At 69.3% G+C, this 15,470-nt stretch carries 17 protein-coding genes; 6 read left to right on the plus strand and 11 right to left on the minus strand.

Translation table 11 applies throughout. The annotated features are described in order from the left end of the window. Positions 1 to 65 precede the first annotated feature (65 nt). Genes ACFQPS_RS18865 through ACFQPS_RS18880 form a run of 4 tightly spaced genes read left to right on the plus strand, consistent with a single transcriptional unit; the run spans position 66 to position 2,992 of the window. On the plus strand, positions 66 to 551 hold the full coding sequence (locus ACFQPS_RS18865) for a flagellar basal body-associated FliL family protein (protein WP_377360770.1): 486 nt from the start codon (positions 66 to 68) through the stop codon (positions 549 to 551). Between the two features lie 7 nt (positions 552 to 558). After that, a complete protein-coding gene (gene fliM / locus ACFQPS_RS18870) occupies positions 559 to 1,617 on the plus strand; it encodes a flagellar motor switch protein FliM (protein ID WP_377360771.1) in 1,059 nt (352 codons plus the stop codon). After that, positions 1,598 to 2,176 carry a DUF6468 domain-containing protein gene (locus ACFQPS_RS18875; protein ID WP_377360772.1) on the plus strand — a complete coding sequence of 193 codons (579 nt, stop codon included), beginning with the start codon at positions 1,598 to 1,600 and terminating at the stop codon, positions 2,174 to 2,176. Before fliM ends, ACFQPS_RS18875 begins: the two co-directional genes overlap by 20 nt. Before the next feature lie 33 nt (positions 2,177 to 2,209). Next, complete coding sequence (locus tag ACFQPS_RS18880) at positions 2,210 to 2,992, plus strand: MotE family protein (RefSeq protein WP_377360773.1); 783 nt, start codon at positions 2,210 to 2,212, stop codon at positions 2,990 to 2,992. Positions 2,993 to 3,155: 163 nt separating this feature from the next. Here the strand turns inward: ACFQPS_RS18880 and flhB are convergent, their stop codons facing one another. The 8 genes from flhB to ACFQPS_RS18920 all read right to left on the minus strand — a co-directional run bounded on the left by flhB (position 3,156) and on the right by ACFQPS_RS18920 (position 9,416). After that, positions 3,156 to 4,289, minus strand: a complete 1,134-nt coding sequence (gene flhB / locus ACFQPS_RS18885; protein ID WP_377360774.1) for a flagellar biosynthesis protein FlhB — start codon at positions 4,287 to 4,289, stop codon at positions 3,156 to 3,158. A gap of 18 nt (positions 4,290 to 4,307) precedes the next feature. After that, positions 4,308 to 5,063 carry a flagellar biosynthetic protein FliR gene (locus ACFQPS_RS18890; RefSeq protein WP_377360775.1) on the minus strand — a complete coding sequence of 252 codons (756 nt, stop codon included), beginning with the start codon at positions 5,061 to 5,063 and terminating at the stop codon, positions 4,308 to 4,310. Between the two features lie 9 nt (positions 5,064 to 5,072). Then, positions 5,073 to 7,142 (minus strand): flagellar biosynthesis protein FlhA, encoded by a 2,070-nt coding sequence (gene flhA, locus ACFQPS_RS18895; RefSeq protein ID WP_377360776.1) that lies wholly within the window; start codon positions 7,140 to 7,142, stop codon positions 5,073 to 5,075. Between the two features lie 88 nt (positions 7,143 to 7,230). After that, positions 7,231 to 7,971 (minus strand): lysozyme family protein, encoded by a 741-nt coding sequence (locus ACFQPS_RS18900; RefSeq protein WP_377360777.1) that lies wholly within the window; start codon positions 7,969 to 7,971, stop codon positions 7,231 to 7,233. Next, the gene (fliQ, locus tag ACFQPS_RS18905; RefSeq protein ID WP_377360778.1) at positions 7,968 to 8,234 is read right to left on the minus strand and encodes a flagellar biosynthesis protein FliQ; all 267 of its coding nucleotides are present in this window, start codon (positions 8,232 to 8,234) and stop codon (positions 7,968 to 7,970) included. The genes ACFQPS_RS18900 and fliQ overlap by 4 nt, the downstream gene beginning before the upstream one ends. Positions 8,235 to 8,243: 9 nt before the next feature. After that, positions 8,244 to 8,558 carry a flagellar hook-basal body complex protein FliE gene (gene fliE / locus ACFQPS_RS18910; protein WP_377360779.1) on the minus strand — a complete coding sequence of 105 codons (315 nt, stop codon included), beginning with the start codon at positions 8,556 to 8,558 and terminating at the stop codon, positions 8,244 to 8,246. Positions 8,559 to 8,577: 19 nt separating this feature from the next. Next, the gene (gene flgC, locus ACFQPS_RS18915; RefSeq protein ID WP_012565436.1) at positions 8,578 to 8,991 is read right to left on the minus strand and encodes a flagellar basal body rod protein FlgC; all 414 of its coding nucleotides are present in this window, start codon (positions 8,989 to 8,991) and stop codon (positions 8,578 to 8,580) included. A 29-nt stretch (positions 8,992 to 9,020) separates the two neighbouring features. Continuing rightward, positions 9,021 to 9,416 (minus strand): flagellar basal body rod protein FlgB, encoded by a 396-nt coding sequence (locus tag ACFQPS_RS18920; protein WP_377360780.1) that lies wholly within the window; start codon positions 9,414 to 9,416, stop codon positions 9,021 to 9,023. 191 nt (positions 9,417 to 9,607) lie between these two features. Here ACFQPS_RS18920 and fliI point away from each other — a divergent pair, with 191 nt between their 5' ends. Beyond that, on the plus strand, positions 9,608 to 10,993 hold the full coding sequence (gene fliI / locus ACFQPS_RS18925) for a flagellar protein export ATPase FliI (protein WP_377360781.1): 1,386 nt from the start codon (positions 9,608 to 9,610) through the stop codon (positions 10,991 to 10,993). Between the two features lie 517 nt (positions 10,994 to 11,510). Then, complete coding sequence (locus ACFQPS_RS18930) at positions 11,511 to 13,046, plus strand: inorganic phosphate transporter (RefSeq protein WP_377360782.1); 1,536 nt, start codon at positions 11,511 to 11,513, stop codon at positions 13,044 to 13,046. 35 nt (positions 13,047 to 13,081) lie between these two features. Here ACFQPS_RS18930 and ACFQPS_RS18935 read toward each other — a convergent pair whose 3' ends face one another. From ACFQPS_RS18935 to ACFQPS_RS18945, 3 genes are all read right to left on the minus strand, one after another. Continuing rightward, entirely contained in the window at positions 13,082 to 13,528 is a 447-nt protein-coding gene (locus tag ACFQPS_RS18935) for a hypothetical protein (RefSeq protein ID WP_377360783.1), read from the minus strand. Between the two features lie 78 nt (positions 13,529 to 13,606). Further along, positions 13,607 to 15,145, minus strand: coding sequence for a DUF1217 domain-containing protein (locus ACFQPS_RS18940; RefSeq protein WP_377360784.1), 1,539 nt, complete (start codon positions 15,143 to 15,145; stop codon positions 13,607 to 13,609). After that, complete coding sequence (locus ACFQPS_RS18945; protein WP_377360785.1) at positions 15,142 to 15,468, minus strand: hypothetical protein; 327 nt, start codon at positions 15,466 to 15,468, stop codon at positions 15,142 to 15,144. Before ACFQPS_RS18945 ends, ACFQPS_RS18940 begins: the two co-directional genes overlap by 4 nt. Positions 15,469 to 15,470 lie beyond the last annotated feature (2 nt).

Genomic DNA, 15,470 nt, shown 5'->3' on the forward strand with positions numbered 1-15,470 from the left:
CTTCGGAAAGGAATTCAGTAAAATTCTCTGTTTTTCTTCGGCCTTCGGAGCGGACGACTGGGGTCATGTCGGAAAGCACTTTCGAGAAACTGACGAAAAAGGCCGATGAAGCGCAGGCTACACGCCGGCGGCGCCTTCTTCTGGGGGCCGGGGCCGTCGTCGGTGCCGGCGTGCTGGGGCTTCTTGCCTCTGTCGGCAGCCGTGAGATCGGTCTCTGGTCCGATGAGGCGCCCGCTCCGGCCCAGGCTGCCTGGTCCGCCTTCGTCAAGCTGCCGGACCTGACCGTCAATCTGCGGCCGACCTCCAAGGTCAAGCTGCTGAAGATCGGCGTCACTCTCCGCACCGCCCCCGACAAGGCGGCGGAGCTGGCGACGCTGGAGCCTGTCCTGATCGACGGGATGCAGGACTATCTGCGCCAGCTCGACGAGCACGACCTGGAAGGCAATGCCGGCCTCGCCCGCCTGCGCGAAGGCCTGCTGCGGCGCAGCCGGCTGCTGGCCGCGCCGGTGCCGGTCGAGGATGTCCTGCTCAGAACCATGATCCTTCAGTAGGTGAGCGATGATCGATCAACCCGATGAGACGGCCCCCGCCGACGAAGACGAGGCCCTCGTCGCCTGGGAGGCGATGGTGGCCGGCAGCGAGAAGACGCTGAGCCAGACGGAGATCGACCGGCTGCTGGACGTGGACGATTCCAAGTCGGTCCGGACCCGCAGCGTCATCGACCAGATCGTCAATTCCAGTTTCGTGAACTACGACCGGCTGCCCATGCTGGACGTGGTGTTCGACCGTCTGGTGCGGCTGCTGAACACCAGTTTCCGCAATCTGACCTCGGGCACGGTCGAGGTGACGGTCCAGCAGATCGCCTCGGTTCGCTTCGGCGACTACCTCTCGGGGATCCCGCTGCCCTCGCTGATCGCCGTCGTCCGCGCGGAGGAGTGGGACAACCACTGCCTGCTGACCGTGGACAGTGAGCTGATCTATTCGATCGTGGACATTCTGCTCGGCGGCCGGCGCAGCGATCCCGCGCCGATCGACGGCCGGCCCTACACGGTGATCGAACGGGCGCTGGCGGAACGGCTGATCCGCACCGTGCTGAAGGACCTCGGGACGGCCTTCTCCCCCCTCTCCGCCGTCGGCTTCGCCTGCGAGCGGGTGGAGACGACGCCGCAGTTCGCCGTCATCACCCGCAGCAACAACGCCTGCATCTCGGCCCGTTTCCAGGTGGCGCTCGACGGCCGCGGCGGCTGCGTCTCGCTGTTGATCCCCTATGCCACGCTGGAGCCCATCCGCGATCTGCTGTTGCAGATGTTCATGGGCGAGAAGTTCGGCCGTGACAGCATGTGGGAGACCCACCTGAAGAACGAGCTGCGTCGCACCAGCGTGGATCTGTCCGCGGTGCTGGGGCAGGCGCAGGTCAGCCTGACCGACCTGCTGGCGTGGAAGGAGGGCACGCAGCTCGTGCTCGACATGCGCCCCGAGGCGCAGGCGCTGCTGACCTGCGGCCATGTCCCGATGTTCGTCGGCGAGATGGGCCAGCGCAACGGCAACATCGCCATCCGTATCGACGCCGACCTTGGTGCCCAGGACGAGGTGATCCATGGCCTCCTTCAACGCTGAGCTGCTCCAGCACGGACTGAACCTGGCCCTGGCGCTGCTGTTCGTCGGCGCGCTGGTCCACCTTGCCCGGCTCAACCAGCGCCTGACGGCGCTGCGCGGCGCCCAGTCCGAGCTGCACGGCCTGCTCCGGTCCTGCTCCGACAATGTGGACACGGCCGAGAAGTCGATCGCCCGCCTCCGCTCCGCCACGCAGGAGATGGCCGTCGGCCTGGGGCGCAGCCTGGACGAGGCGGAGCGGTTGAAGGCCGACATCGACGCCACCTGCGCCGCGGCCCGTCGGCTGCTGGCCCGGTTGGAGGAAGGGCCGGCGCCCGCCCCCTTCATCGCCGCGGTGCCCGAGCCCCGGCCGGTTCCCCCGGCTCCGCCGGTTGCTGCGCCGGCGGACGCGGTGGCCGAAGCGGACCCCGCCCCGAAGCCGGCCGTCGCCACCGGCGCCGCCGAGCCGCGCTGGGTGATCCGCCGGCAGCGACCCGCCGCCCCGCCCGCGCCCGCGCCCGAGCCGAAGACCGGCGAACGCGCGGCCCTGCGCTTCTTCCGCGAGACGTTCCGCGGCCTCTGACGGCCTGCCGCCCGAGCCTGGGAGTACTGCCTGATGCCCCGTCCCCGACTGCTGCCCGTGATGATCGCCGCCTGCGCGCTGGCGGCCCCGCTCTATGCCGGCGGGGTCGCGGACACGCTGGCGGCCCTGGCCCAGTCCGCCGCCGCGCCCCCTGCCCCGCCCCCTTCCCGACAGCCGGAGATGGCCGGCGAACCGGGCTATGCCGACCTGCTGATGCCGTCCGAATCCACCCCCGGGGCGGCCCAGGGCGCGGCGCCGGCCCCGCTTGCGGTCCAGGGCGCTCCGGCCGGCGCCTGTTCCTCCGCCGTGCTGGACATGGTGGCCCAGGAACGCGCCGCCCTGGACACCCGGGCGCGCGACCTGGACAACCGGGCGCAGACCCTGGAGGCGCTGGAACGCCGCGCCAGCGAGCAGCTCGACCGCTTGCAGGCCGCCCGCACCGAGCTGGCGCGCCTGCTGGAGACGCGGACCAGCCTGTCCAAGGCCGATCTGCAACGCCTCGTCGGCATCTATGGCGCCATGAAGCCCAAGGATGCCGCCCGCCTGCTGAACGAGACGGAGACACCGATCCTCGTCGATCTGGTGGACGCCATGGAGGAGCGGCGCTCCGCCCCGATCCTGGCGGAGATGGACGCGGCCAAGGTGAATGAGCTGACCCGTACCCTGGCCCTCCGCCGGACGCCCGAAGCCGACCGTCCGCCGGCGCCGCAGCCTGTCCGCCAGCCGGCCCCGCGGACCGCCGCCCGGCCGGCCACGCCGGTCGCCGCCGCTGCCCCGGTGGAAGCGAGCCGGCCTGTTCCCGGTCCGGGCATGTGAGGGCCGGGCATGTGAGGGCCGGGCATGTGAGCCTGTGAGGGAAGGCCCCCGCCGCAGACGGCGGGTGACGGCAACAGCAGGATGGACAGGGCGGGCCGGGGGGATCTCTCCGGCCGGCTCTTTTCTGTCCGGGTGCTTCCGGGGAACGGGGATCGGCCCCGGTCTACCGCGGCGCCGGCCCCGGAGGTGGTGCGGGGGGCTGCCCGGGCGGTTGCGGTGCGCCGCCGCGAGCGCGCGCCTGGAGGCCGACGACGTAGCTGATCACTTCCGCCACGGCCATGTAGTGTTCCGGCTGCACCTCCTCCCCGATCTCCACCGACTTGTGGAGCGCGCGGGCCAGGGGCGGGTTCTCGACGACGGGCACCTTGTGCTCCACCGCCGCCTCGCGGATGCGCCTGGCCACCAGGTCCATGCCCTTGGCGAGGCAGACGGGGGCGGGCGCTTCGCTGAGGTCGTAGCGCAGGGCGACGGCGAAGTGCGTGGGGTTGGTGATGACAACCGTGGCCCGGGGGATGTCCGAGAACATGCGCTGGCGGGCCCGCTCCCGGCGGAGCTGGCTGATGCGTGCCTTCACATGCGGATCGCCTTCGGCCTGCCGGAACTCTTCCTTCAGTTCCTGGAGCGTCATGCGCTGCTGCCGCCGCCAGGAGACCTGCTGCCAGACCAGATCGAGCAGGGCGATGGCGATGCTGGCGACCAGGGTCGCCAGGAGCAGGCGGGTCAGGACCGAGGTCAGCAGCTCCGGCAGGGCGGCGACATCGGTCAGGGTCAGCGCCTCGATCCGGTGCAGTTCCGGTTCCAGCACCACCAGCAGGGCGGCGCCCACCGCCGCCACCTTCGCCAGCCCCTTCAGGAACTCGACCAGGGTGCGCAGGGAGACGAGCCGGCGCAGGCCGGCGATCGGGGAGATGCGCTCCAGCTTCGGCTTCAGCCGTTCGGTGGTGAAGACGATCCCGTTCTGGCCGATGGCCCCCAGCAGCACGGCGGCGATCAGGATGGCGGCGGCGGGCAGCAGGACCATGCCCACCTCTCCGCCCAGCCAGGCCAGCAGCCGGAAGGCGTCGGCCGGCGTCTGCAAGGGGAAGTCGCCTGGATTCTCCACCAGCGGCAGCAGGTCGTCGGTCAGGCGTCCGCCCATCCAGGAGCCCAGGCCCCCGACCAGGACGACACCCGCGAGCACCAGCATCATGGAGCCGACCTCGCGGCTGAAGGGCACATCGCCCTTCCGCCGCGCCTCGTCCAGCTTGCGCTGGGTCGGTTCCTCGGTCTTCTGGCTTTCTTCGGGCCGTTCCGACATGGCGGGTCCGCTCTCCGGTCAGAAGCGGCCCAGCCAGGCGCCGAAGGCGTCCAGGAAGCCGCCCAGGATGGCCGCCGCCACCAGCGCCAGCACGACGAAGCCGCCCAGGATCGACACCGGCAGGCCGACGAAGAAGACGGCGAAATGGGGCATGGCCCGGTTCACCAGCCCCAGCCCCACATTGTAGGCGAGTCCCAGCAGCAGGAACGGGGCGGAGAACTGCACGGCCAGACGGAAGGACAGGTTCACCGTCTCCGCCGTCACCTTGCTCAGCGACCGGGGGTCCGGGATCGTCGCGGCTGGCATGAGCTGGTAGCTGTCCAGCAGGGCCCGGATCATGGCGTGGTGCAGGTCGGTGACGAAGACCAGGACCAGACCGGCGACCATCAGATAGGCGCCCAGCACTGAACCGCCCTCGAACCCGGTGCCCGGCAGGGCGAAGATGTTCGACAGGCTGGCCGCCTGGGCGATGATCTGTCCGGCGATCTGCAAGGCCGCGAACAGGATGCGCGCGCCGATTCCGATCACGGCCCCGGCCATCGCCTCGCCCACGATGTGGTGCAGCAGCTCGGCCGGACCGGCGGGGGCGGCGGCCGGCAGCCCGGGCACCGCGGCGGCCAGCGCCAGCGCCAGGGCCAGCGCCGCCGCCATGCGCGTGCGCATGGGCACCGCCATCTCCCCGAAGCCGGGCAGCATCGACAGGGCGGCGCCGACCCGCACCAGCACCAGCAGGACGCCGTAGATCTCGCCGTTCAGCGTGGCTTGCAGGGTCACGCCCTTGCCTCAGATCTGGTCGATGGTGGTCACGGGCGCCTTACGGTGCAGCTCGTTGTGGCAGATCACGGGGGTGGAGGGGCTGACCCGTTCCAGCAGGGACCGCACGAAGGGCCGCGCGGCCGGGGCGACCAGCACGGCCGGCCAGTGGTCGCTGCCGGCATGGGCCTGGATCTTCGCCCGCGCCGCCAGCAGGAAGTCCTGCACCTGGCTGGGCGGCATGACGAAGCGGCGGTCCTCCCCCTCCTCCACGATGTTCTCCAGGAAGGACTGCTCCCAGTCCGGGCTGACGACGATCACCGGGATGTAGCCCTCGGCATTCATCAGGGACTGGCAGATCTGGAGAGCCAGCCGGCTCCGGACATGCTCGGTGATCAGGGTGACGTTGCGCGTCCAGGCGGCCGCCTCGGAGATGCCCTCCAGGATGATCGGCAGGTTGCGGATGGAGACGCGCTCGGCCAAGAGAGCCTGGAGCACCCGCTGCACCACCGACAGGCTGACCTGACCGGGGATCAGGTCGGCGACCAGCCGCTGGTTCTCCCGGTCCATCTCGTCCAGCAGCTTGCGGGTCGCGGCATAGCCCAGCAGGCCCGGCATGTGCTCCTTGATCACCTCCGACAGGTGCGTGGTGATGACGCTGTCCGCGTCCACCACGGTGAAGCCCTTCAGCTCCGCCTCCTCCGTCTGGGCCGCGTCGATCCAGCGGGCGGGCAGGCCGAAGGTCGGCTCGCGCGTGTCGACCCCCGGCACGTCGATGCCCTGGGCCCGAGGGTCGATCGCCAGCATCTTGCGCGGCATCACGTCCCCCTTGGCGACGACGACGCCCTGGATGGAGATCTCGTAGGCGTTCAGCGGCAGGCTGGCGCTGTCGCGCAGCCGCACCGACGGCAGCAGGAAGCCGAACTCCGTGGCGAAGCGCTTGCGCAGTCGGCGTACCTTGGCCGACAGGCCCTGCGCGGGGTCCAGGATCAGGGTGACGAGGCCGTTGCCCAGTTCCACCTTGATATCGTCCACCCGCAGCATCTCGGCCACCGGCTCCTCGGCCGTCGGCGCCTTGGCGGCCAGCATCTCCTCGTGCCTCTTCGCCTCCTCCTGCTTCTCCGCATGGCGGGGCAGGAACCAGGCCAGCCCGCCGGCCAGCGCCGCCAGCAGCAGGAACGGCGGCATCGGCAGTCCCGGCGTCAACGACAGGAGCCCCATCAGACCGCCGGCCACGGCCAGGGCCTTCGGATAGGCACCGAGCTGGCCCAGCAGCGCCTCGTCCACGGAGCCGCGGTTGCCGCCCTTGGAGACCAGGATGCCGGCGGCCAGACTGACGATCAGGGCGGGGATCTGGGTGACCAGACCGTCGCCGACGGTGAGGATCGTATAGGTCCGGGCGGCATCGCCGAAGGCCATGTCCTGCTGCGCGACACCGATCACCATGCCGCCCAGCACATTGATCCCGGTGATGATGAGGCCGGCCACGGCGTCGCCGCGGACGAACTTGCTGGCGCCGTCCATGGCGCCGAAGAAGGAGCTTTCCTGCTCCAGTTCCTGCCGGCGCCGCCGGGCTTCGGTCTCGTCGATCAGGCCGGCGGAGAGATCGGCGTCGATCGCCATCTGTTTGCCGGGCATGGCGTCCAGGGCGAAGCGGGCGCCCACTTCGGCGATGCGGCTGGCGCCCTTGGTGATGACGATGAAGTTCACCACCACCAGGATGGCGAAGACGATCAGGCCGATGACGAAGTTGCCGCCCATCACGAAGTTGGCGAACCCCATGATGACATGGCCGGCCGCATCCGTGCCGGTGTGTCCTTCCGACAGGATCAGACGGGTGGAGGCAAGATTCAACGCCAGCCGCAGCAGGGTGGCGATCAGCAGCACGGTGGGGAAGCTGGAGAAATCCAGCGGCCGGTTGATCCAGAGGGCGACCATGAGGATCAGCACCGCCACCGCCATGCTGAGCGCCAGCCCGACGTCCAGCATCCAGCTCGGCACCGGCAGGATCAGCACCGTCAGGATGAAGACCAGCCCCAGCGCGAACAGGACGTCGCGGTGCTTGAGGCCGAGGGGGATGGCGGCGGAGGCTGTGGTCATCGGGCTCGGCGCTCTGGCGGCGGAAGATCGGGAAGAAGCCTAGGCCCCCCGGGTAAAACCGGGGTTCAAGTCCGGTGGCCGGGGCCGCCTACCACGCCTTCGGCAGACGCCAGGCGCTCAGCGAGTCCGTCACGGGACGGATGACGGTACCGCCGGGGGCCGGGGCGGTGCGCTGGCGCGGCGGGGGGGCGTCGGCAAGATCGCGGCGGCGCTGAGCGACCAGGCGCATGTTCTCGGAGACACGGTCGAAATAGGCTTCGCCCCGCTCGGGCGTCCGGGAGTGGTAGTGCTTGACGGAGCGCGTCCAGTTGCGCAGATCGCCATGCAGGTCCTTCAGCATGGCCGCGGCATAGCCGACATTGGCCGTTGGATCGAGCGCCGTTTCCAGATCCGGAAACGCCTTCGGGTGCCAGTGCAGGTTGACTTGCAGGCAGCCCACGTCGATCGACCGGACGCCCCGGGCCCGCAGCGCGCGGACATGCGCCAGCGCCTCTTCCCGGCTCTTGAAGAAGCGCCCCTGCCCTTCGGCATTGACGGTCCAGGGCCAGACGGTCAGGCGCCCGTCCACGGTCCGGCCGGACTCCGTGACGCCCAGGGCCAGCAGCAGCCGGGAAGGCAGGCGGTGCGCCCGCTCTGCTTTGCGGATGGCGTCCAGGCAGAGGCGCTCGGGGGCCGTTGCCGGCAGCGCCGCAGGTTCGGACAGGGCCCAGCCCGGCGCCACGAGGCCCAGCCCGACCAGCACTGCCAGCAACAGCAGCCGGTGCAGCCGGCGGCGGCTGCGCTTCACGAAGATGCGGCGCGTCGCGGTGACCTCTCCCAGCGCCCTCATGGCGCGCCTCCGATCCGCGCCACCACCTGTTCGGTGAAGGTGGCCAGAACGCCATACATGAAGGGCAGCGACAGCACGATCGTCACCAGCATGGCGATGATCTTCGGCACGAAGCTGAGGGTCGCCTCCTGGAGCTGGGTAAGCGCTTGCAGGAGCGAGATGCCGAAGCCGACCAGAAGCGCGACTGCAAGCACGGGGCCGACGGCCCAGACCGCGGCCCAGATCCCCGCCCGCACCAGTTCGAAGACATCCGCCTCGTTCATGACAGCCGCTCAGATCCCCATGCGCATGATGTCGAGATAGGCGCTCACGAGCTTGTCGCGGACCGTGACGACGGCCTGCACGGTCATCTCTGCCGACATCACGGCTTGCACCACCTCCTGCGCGCTGGCCTTGCCTTGCAGGCCGGCGGCGGACATCTGTTCGCCGGTGTGGACCGTCTTGATGGCCGACTTGACGGCGGTCTCGACGAAGCCGGCGAAGCTGCCGCGCTCCGGCGCCGTCGCGGTATCGAGCGCCGGACCGGCAATGCCGGCCACCTTGCCGGCGGCATAGGCCTTGGCGACGCCTGCTGCGGGAACGATCATCTCCGGTCTCCCTGTCCGCTCAGCCGCGCAGCATGTCGATGGTGCGGCCCAGCATGCCGCGGGCCTGTTGCAGCACGTTCAGGTTGGCCTCGTAGGACCGCCCGGCCTCGCGCATGTCCATCATCTCGACCAGCGTGTTCACGTTGGGCAGCTTGACGTAGCCCTTCGCGTCCGCGGCGGGATGGCCCGGCTCGTAGCTCAGGCGGAAATCGGAGCTGTCGCGGCCGATCGTCTTGACCCGGACGGTATCCGCCCGGAGCGCCCGGTCGAGCACGCTGTCGAAGACGATGGTCTTGCGCCGGTAGGGATCGGCGCCCGGAGTCTCGCCGGTGGAGCTGGCGTTCGCCATGTTCTCTGCAACGACGCGCAGGCGGGTCGCCTGGGCCTTCATGCCGGAAGCGGCGATGCCGAAGGAGGAGGCAAGCGGATCCATTCTGTCGATCTCCCGTGGTCGCGCGGGGCTCAGCGGCCGGTGAAGGCCTGGCGGAGCATGCCGACATGCTTCTGGAAGAGGCCGGCCGCGAGGTCGTAGGCCTGCCGGACCTCGGCGGCCTTCATCATCTGTTCTTCCAGCACCACCCCGTTGCCGTCCGGCGCCATCTCGTAGGCGGCGGCCTGCCGGTCCTCCTTGAAGTCCCGCGCTTCGCGCAGGCCGGCCAGATGGGCGGGGTCGGTGAGCGAGGGACGCACCGCAGCCGACTGCATGGCCGACTGGAAGTCGAACGCCTTCAGGTCCTTGGCGCGGTAGCCGGGTGAATTGGCGTTCGCCACATTCTCGGCGATCACCTGATGGCGGGCGCCGAGATAGTCCATGCGCCGGCTGGCAAGATGGAAGAGCCCGATGGCGGCGAGGTCCATGACGTCGTGCCCCTGTGGTTCTGCGGGGCCGGCACGGGGCCGGCTTCTGTCGGAGCGGATGGTTCCATGCCGCCTTTAAAGCGGGGTTTAAGGCCCCTGACCGGGACGGCACGCTTTAAGCCGCTTTAAACCCGGCGGCCGAGGATGGCGGCCAAGCGCCGTCCGCGATCCCGTTCCCGGAGTCCCGTCCCATGACCGTCCTTGCCGGCCTTGCCGCCGACGTCCAGCACCTTCCCGGTCCCGTCTTCCATGGAAAGGTGTCCTCCTGTTCGGGGATGACGGTCGAGGTCGAGGGGCTGGAACGGCGGCTGGCCGTCGGCGATGCCTGCCGGGTCTTCGCCCGCGACGGCCGGCCGCTCGCCTGCGAGGTCATCGGCTTTTCCGTCGGCCGCGCCGTGCTGATGCCCTTCGGTCCGCTGGACGGGCTGGGGCTGGGCTGCCGGGTGGAGACCGGCGGCGAGCCGGCCTCCTTCCGCCCGTCGCTCTCCTGGCTCGGGCGGGTCGTGGACGGGTTCGGCCGGCCGGTGGACGGCCGGGGGCCGCTCTCCCGCGGTGACGAGAACCGTGTGCTGCGTGCCGCACCGCCCCACGCCTACGAGCGCCGCCGCATCGGGCCGCGGCTGGAGACGGGGCTGCGGGTGGTGGATACCTTCGTGCCGCTCTGCCGCGGCCAGCGCCTGGGTGTCTTCGCGGGGTCGGGCGTGGGCAAGTCCACCCTGCTGGCCATGCTGGCCCGCTCCAGTGCCGCCGATGTCAACGTGATCGGCCTGATCGGTGAGCGCGGGCGCGAGGTGCAGGAGTTCATCCAGGACGATCTGGGACCGGAGGGGCTGGCCCGCTCCGTCGTCGTCGTCGCCACCTCCGACGAGCCGGCGCTGATGCGCCGGCAGGCGGCATGGCTGACGCTGGGGCTGGCCGAGTACTTCCGCGACCAGGGGCGCGACGTGCTGTGCATGATGGACAGCGTCACCCGCTTCGCCATGGCCCAGCGGGAGATCGGTCTGTCCGCCGGCGAGCCGCCGACGACCAAGGGCTATCCCCCCACCGTCTTCGCGGAACTGCCCCGGCTGCTGGAGCGGGCCGGGCCGGGGCGCGAGGGCACGGGCGACATCACCGGCATCTTCACCGTGCTGGTGGAGGGTGGCGACCATGACGAGCCGGTGGCCGACGCGGTGCGCGGCATTCTCGACGGCCATCTGGTCCTGACCCGCTCCATCGCTGAGCGCGGACGCTATCCCGCGGCGGACGTCCTCAAGAGCGTGTCCCGCGCCCTGCCTGGCTGCCATTCGGATGAGGAGAACCTGACCATGGGCCGTGCCCGGGCACTGCTGGCCCGGTACGAATCCATGGAGGAACTGGTGCGGCTCGGTGCCTACAAGGCCGGCAGCGATCCGGAGCTGGATCTCGCCATCAGGGCGAATGAACCGCTGGAGAGTTTTCTGCGCCAGGGCAAGACCGAGACGACGGCGTCCGCTGACGCTTTCGCACGGCTTCAGGGCATCCTGGACGGGTTGGCACCGGAACCTCCCCTTCCGGAGGCGCCGGTGCACAAAAGACTGCCCCGCCCCGCCGGATGACGGGGGCCGGAGAGGCTCCGCGCGAGCTGTCGGGGCATGTGCTGTCTGCTTTCGGTTTCCCAGAATGTCGCTACGGTTTCCCTTCCAAATAAACCACCACATACCGTCTACGCGTAGACGGTATGTGGTGGCATCTCATGGATTGGACATAAATCAATCCCGTCAGAGACAGACGCCCGCCATAGCCAAGACACCGGCAATTCCTGAGCCCACAGCAGCCAGAAGAGTATGCCCGGTCCCCCGGGGAGACGATTCGTCCCAGCGCCGTCCCGGCGACAGGGCCATCGTTCTGCGGCCTGCCCTACCCTGCCCCGACTGAATATGCCCCAGGAAAGAGGAACTTGCGGGGTGCTCCCCTGGCACGGACGCGCTTTTGCCCGCAGGCCTACGGGTCTGCGATCCGGACGGGCAAGACCGGGCTGGCATATCCGAGGGGGTATGAAGATGACCTTCGACGTTGTCCCGCCCCGCAAACTCTGATAGCTGGCGCCCCCCGGATACCCGTTTGCAGGACATCATGGGCGAGATGCCGTCACAACTGCGCAAGCAGGCGCTCGACAAGGACCTCAAGAAGATCAGCGCTCTTGAGACTGTCGGTCACGAAGGCGGGCTGCGGCTGCTGCCGCTGGGGTTCAGTCTGATCTTCCTGGTGCTGGTATGGCTGCTGGCCACCAACCAGGTTCTCCCCGGTTCCGGTGCCGGGCTGGTGGTCGCAGCGGCGGTCATCGGTGGCTACATGGCACTGAACATCGGTGCCAATGATGTGGCCAACAACATGGCCCCGGCGGTGGGGGCCCGGGCTCTGACCATGACCGGCGCGCTGGTGGTCGCGGCGATCTTCGAGGCGGCCGGGGCGTTGATCGCCGGCGCCGATGTCGTCGAAACGATCAGCCGTGGTATCATCAACCCGGCGGCCGTCTCCGGGAACGCCACCTTCGTCGCGCTGATGATGGCGGCCCTGCTGGGCGCCGCATTGTGGCTCAATCTGGCGACATGGATCGGTGCGCCCGTCTCGACGACACACTCCATCGTCGGTGGCGTGCTCGGCGCCGGGATCACGGCGGCCGGGTTCGACGTGGCGAACTGGCCCGTGATGGGCGCCATCGCCGCCAGCTGGGTGATCTCGCCGCTGCTCGGCGGCCTGATCGCGGCCGGCTTCCTTGCCGTCCTCAACGCGCTCATCCTCCAGGCGGATGACAGAATCGCCGCGGCACAACGCTGGGTGCCGCTGATCGTCGGGGTCACGGCGTCAGCCTTCACCGTCTATCTCGTCCAGAAGGGACTGTCCAAGGTCTGGCATCCGGGCACCGGGACCCTGCTCTTCCTGTCGGTCGCCATCCTGCTGGGAGGGGCACAGTTGGCCCGCATGGCCATCGCCCGGCGGGCGCCGCTTCTCGACAACAGCGAGAAGGCGGTCGGAACGCTTTTCATGGTGCCGCTGATCGTGGCCGCCGCCCTCCTCTCCTTCGCGCATGGGGCCAACGACGTGGCCAATGCGATCGGTCCCCTGGCGGCCATCGCCGCCGCGGTCGGCGGGGAAGCCGGAGCGAAGGTCGCCGTGCCGAGCTGGATCATGCTGATCGGTGCCATCGGCATCTCGGTCGGCCTTGCTCTGTTCGGCCCCCGCCTGATCCGCGTGGTCGGGGAGAAGATCACCAAGCTGAATCCGGTGCGGGCCTTCTGCGTCGCCCTGTCGGCCGCGATCACTGTCCTGGTGGCCTCGGCCCTGGGGCTGCCCGTCAGTTCGACGCACATCGCCGTCGGGGCCGTGTTCGGAGTCGGTCTTGCCCGCGAGTACCATGTCAGCCGCGGTGGTCACATCCGCCGCGCCCTGCGGCTGAGAGGCGTGGACGGTCCTGCGCCGGCCGCCGCCCCCGAGCCGGTCCTCTATCCTGTGCCGGAAGAGACCCTGCGCAAGGTGGCCAAACGTCGGCTGGTCCGCCGCAGCCACCTGTTGACCATCGTCGCGGCCTGGGTGATCACGGTTCCGCTCACCGCGCTGATCAGCGCCGCCCTCTTCCTGGCAATGCGGAGCTTCGTCGCCGGCATCTGAGGGCCCGCCCGCGGGCGCCTCCCCCAAGCCGCGCGTCAGCCGCGACAGTCTGGGTCCGGCAGCCAGGGCGGTTCGGGCTGCTCGATGGCGTCCCGTCCCTCGTCGTCCAGGCCCTGGCGACGCTCCCGGCTCGCCCGGCGCCAGCACGCCTCCCGGCTCCAGAACTCGCCGAGTTCCTCCTTCAACGGGATGAGCGGCCCCAGATCCTCCGGCGCGATGAGATCGAGATCGAGCAGCCGCCGGATCAGCAGGCGGATGGCACGGGAGCGGCTGGGCGGGGACAGGTCGGCCGCATCGGTGCGGCCGCAGGGGCGGCGCCGGTAATCGTCGATCGCCAGCTTGTCGAGGACGGCGATCTCGATGTCGTTGAGGTGGGCGACGACCGACGTCCCCCGCCGGCCGCTGCGGTCCTCCAGATTGCGCTGACGCCAGCGCCGCTGCCGCTCCCGCCGGCTGATCCGGGCACGCATCTCCTTGTCCACGACCTTCCCCTGCCTGGTCACGATCCAGGACAGATTAGGCGGGCCGTGGGCCGGATGACAGCCCGGGAACGGGGGCGCCTACCAGCGCCGCCGGAGGGACGCCGCCGCCAGAAGCGTGGACGGGTCCAGGCTCGTGCGGCCGCCGTTGCCGGAAAGAAGTTGCACCAGGGGGGAGGACGAGGCGCTGTTGCCGTTATCCTCGCCGGTCACGTCCCACATCAGGAGGAACTTCTCGATCAGCTTACCGACCTCCGCCGGGTCCTTCAGCTTCTTGATGTCGAACTTGCTCGACAGCATGTCGACCTGTCGGTCGAGATCGATCTGCGCGGACTGCGAGGGCAGGTTCAGCGCCAGCCGCGCCACCTTCGCCAGTGCCTGGTCGGCCAGAACCTGATACCAGCTCGTGAGGCCCCCGGCCTTGCGCTGGAAGTAGAGGCCCAGGCGCAGCGCCTCGTTGGCGTTGCCGGCCGACACCTCGAAGCTCTGTGTCGTGTAGCGGTTGACGATGTCCTCGACGAAGGCGGGACTGCCGCGCCGCTTCGCCCCGGAATTGGTCATGCCGAAGGCGAGCGCCAGCGCCTTCTCCTCCGGACCGGCCTTGACCGCGAAGGAGGTGGCGCTGTTCGGGTCGCTCTCCAGCACCTTGCGCAGATAGGTCCTGTCCGTCGCCTTGTCCTCAAGATCGAACGCCTTGAGCACGATCGGGAGCAGCTTGCGGTCGTTCAGCAGGTCATCGACGGAGTCCAGGGTCGGGATCGTCTTGGCGAGGGTGGCGACGTCCCGCTTGACATCGTACCGGGCAGCGAACGCAGCCTTGTCCCGGTCATAGGTGCTGCTCAGGATCTCCCATTGCAGCTTGGACGAAACGGCGCTGCCGCGCGGATTGCCGCTGGCGTCCCAGATGTTGAAGAACGCCTCGCGGAAGTCAGCCTGCACGCTGGCCACCTTCATGTTGGCGAAGGGAACCGCAGCCTCCAGCGATTTGGCCTGGGCGGCAGCGTCCACCGGGCCGATCGGCTCGGGCATGGAATAGACAGTACGAACGACTGCCGCCATTCCGTCGTCCGCCATGATATCGGCCCAACTGGTCTTGCTGGGGAACTTGCGTGTGAAGTCCAGCATCATGCCAAGGGCTTCGTTTTTCTCGGTCACCGTCTCCTCGAACCGCGCCGTCACATAGAGGTCGGCAATCTGATTGGCGAAGGATGGGCTGGCCTTGGCCCGAGCTGCGCTGCTACCGGAAGATCCACTGGCGCCGAAATTGAACGCGGCCGCCAGTTCCCGGAACCGCGGATCGGCGATGCGGTTAGCCGGAGAGGACGGGTCCGACAGGTCGCTGGTGAGGATCTTGCGCACCAGAGCCTGGGAATTGATCTGATCCTCCAGCCCGAAGGCCCGCATCACATAGCTGTAGAGGCGGCGGTCCGACATCAGTTCGTCGACCGTGCCGACGGAGGCGAGCTTGGCGCGCGCGTACTGGGTGTCCGCCTTGTTGACCGGATCGCTCATCATCATGGTCTTCTGGCGGTCGGCGGTGCGGCCCAGCAGCCGCCACTGCGTGATGCTGGACCCCGTCCCACCGCTGACGGTACCGGCGCCGAAACCGACCACGCTCATAGTTCGATCTCCTTCCGTACAGCCCTGGCATCGGGTGGTTCCGACGTTTCGTCGGACGGCACATAGCTCGGCGGGATGCGCAGCAGCACATGGCCCGTGCGCGGGTCGATGACCTCGGTGAACAGGCGGCTGGTTTCCGGGTCGAGCTGGACCCGGTACGGCCGGTAGGAGGGGGACGGTTCGATGGGCGGGGGTGGCGGTTCAGGGGGCTTCTCTTCCCGCGCCTCGCGGGTGCGTGCCTCGGTGACGACCCGCTCCGGCAGGCGCATCTTTGTCGCCGCCTCGCTGGCCGAAACCCCTTCGACAGGCTTGCGTTCGCTCATCA

Origin of the sequence: Rhodocista pekingensis (assembly GCF_042665545.1) — a bacterium.
In the GTDB taxonomy this organism is placed as follows: Bacteria; Pseudomonadota; Alphaproteobacteria; order Azospirillales; family Azospirillaceae; genus Rhodocista; species Rhodocista pekingensis.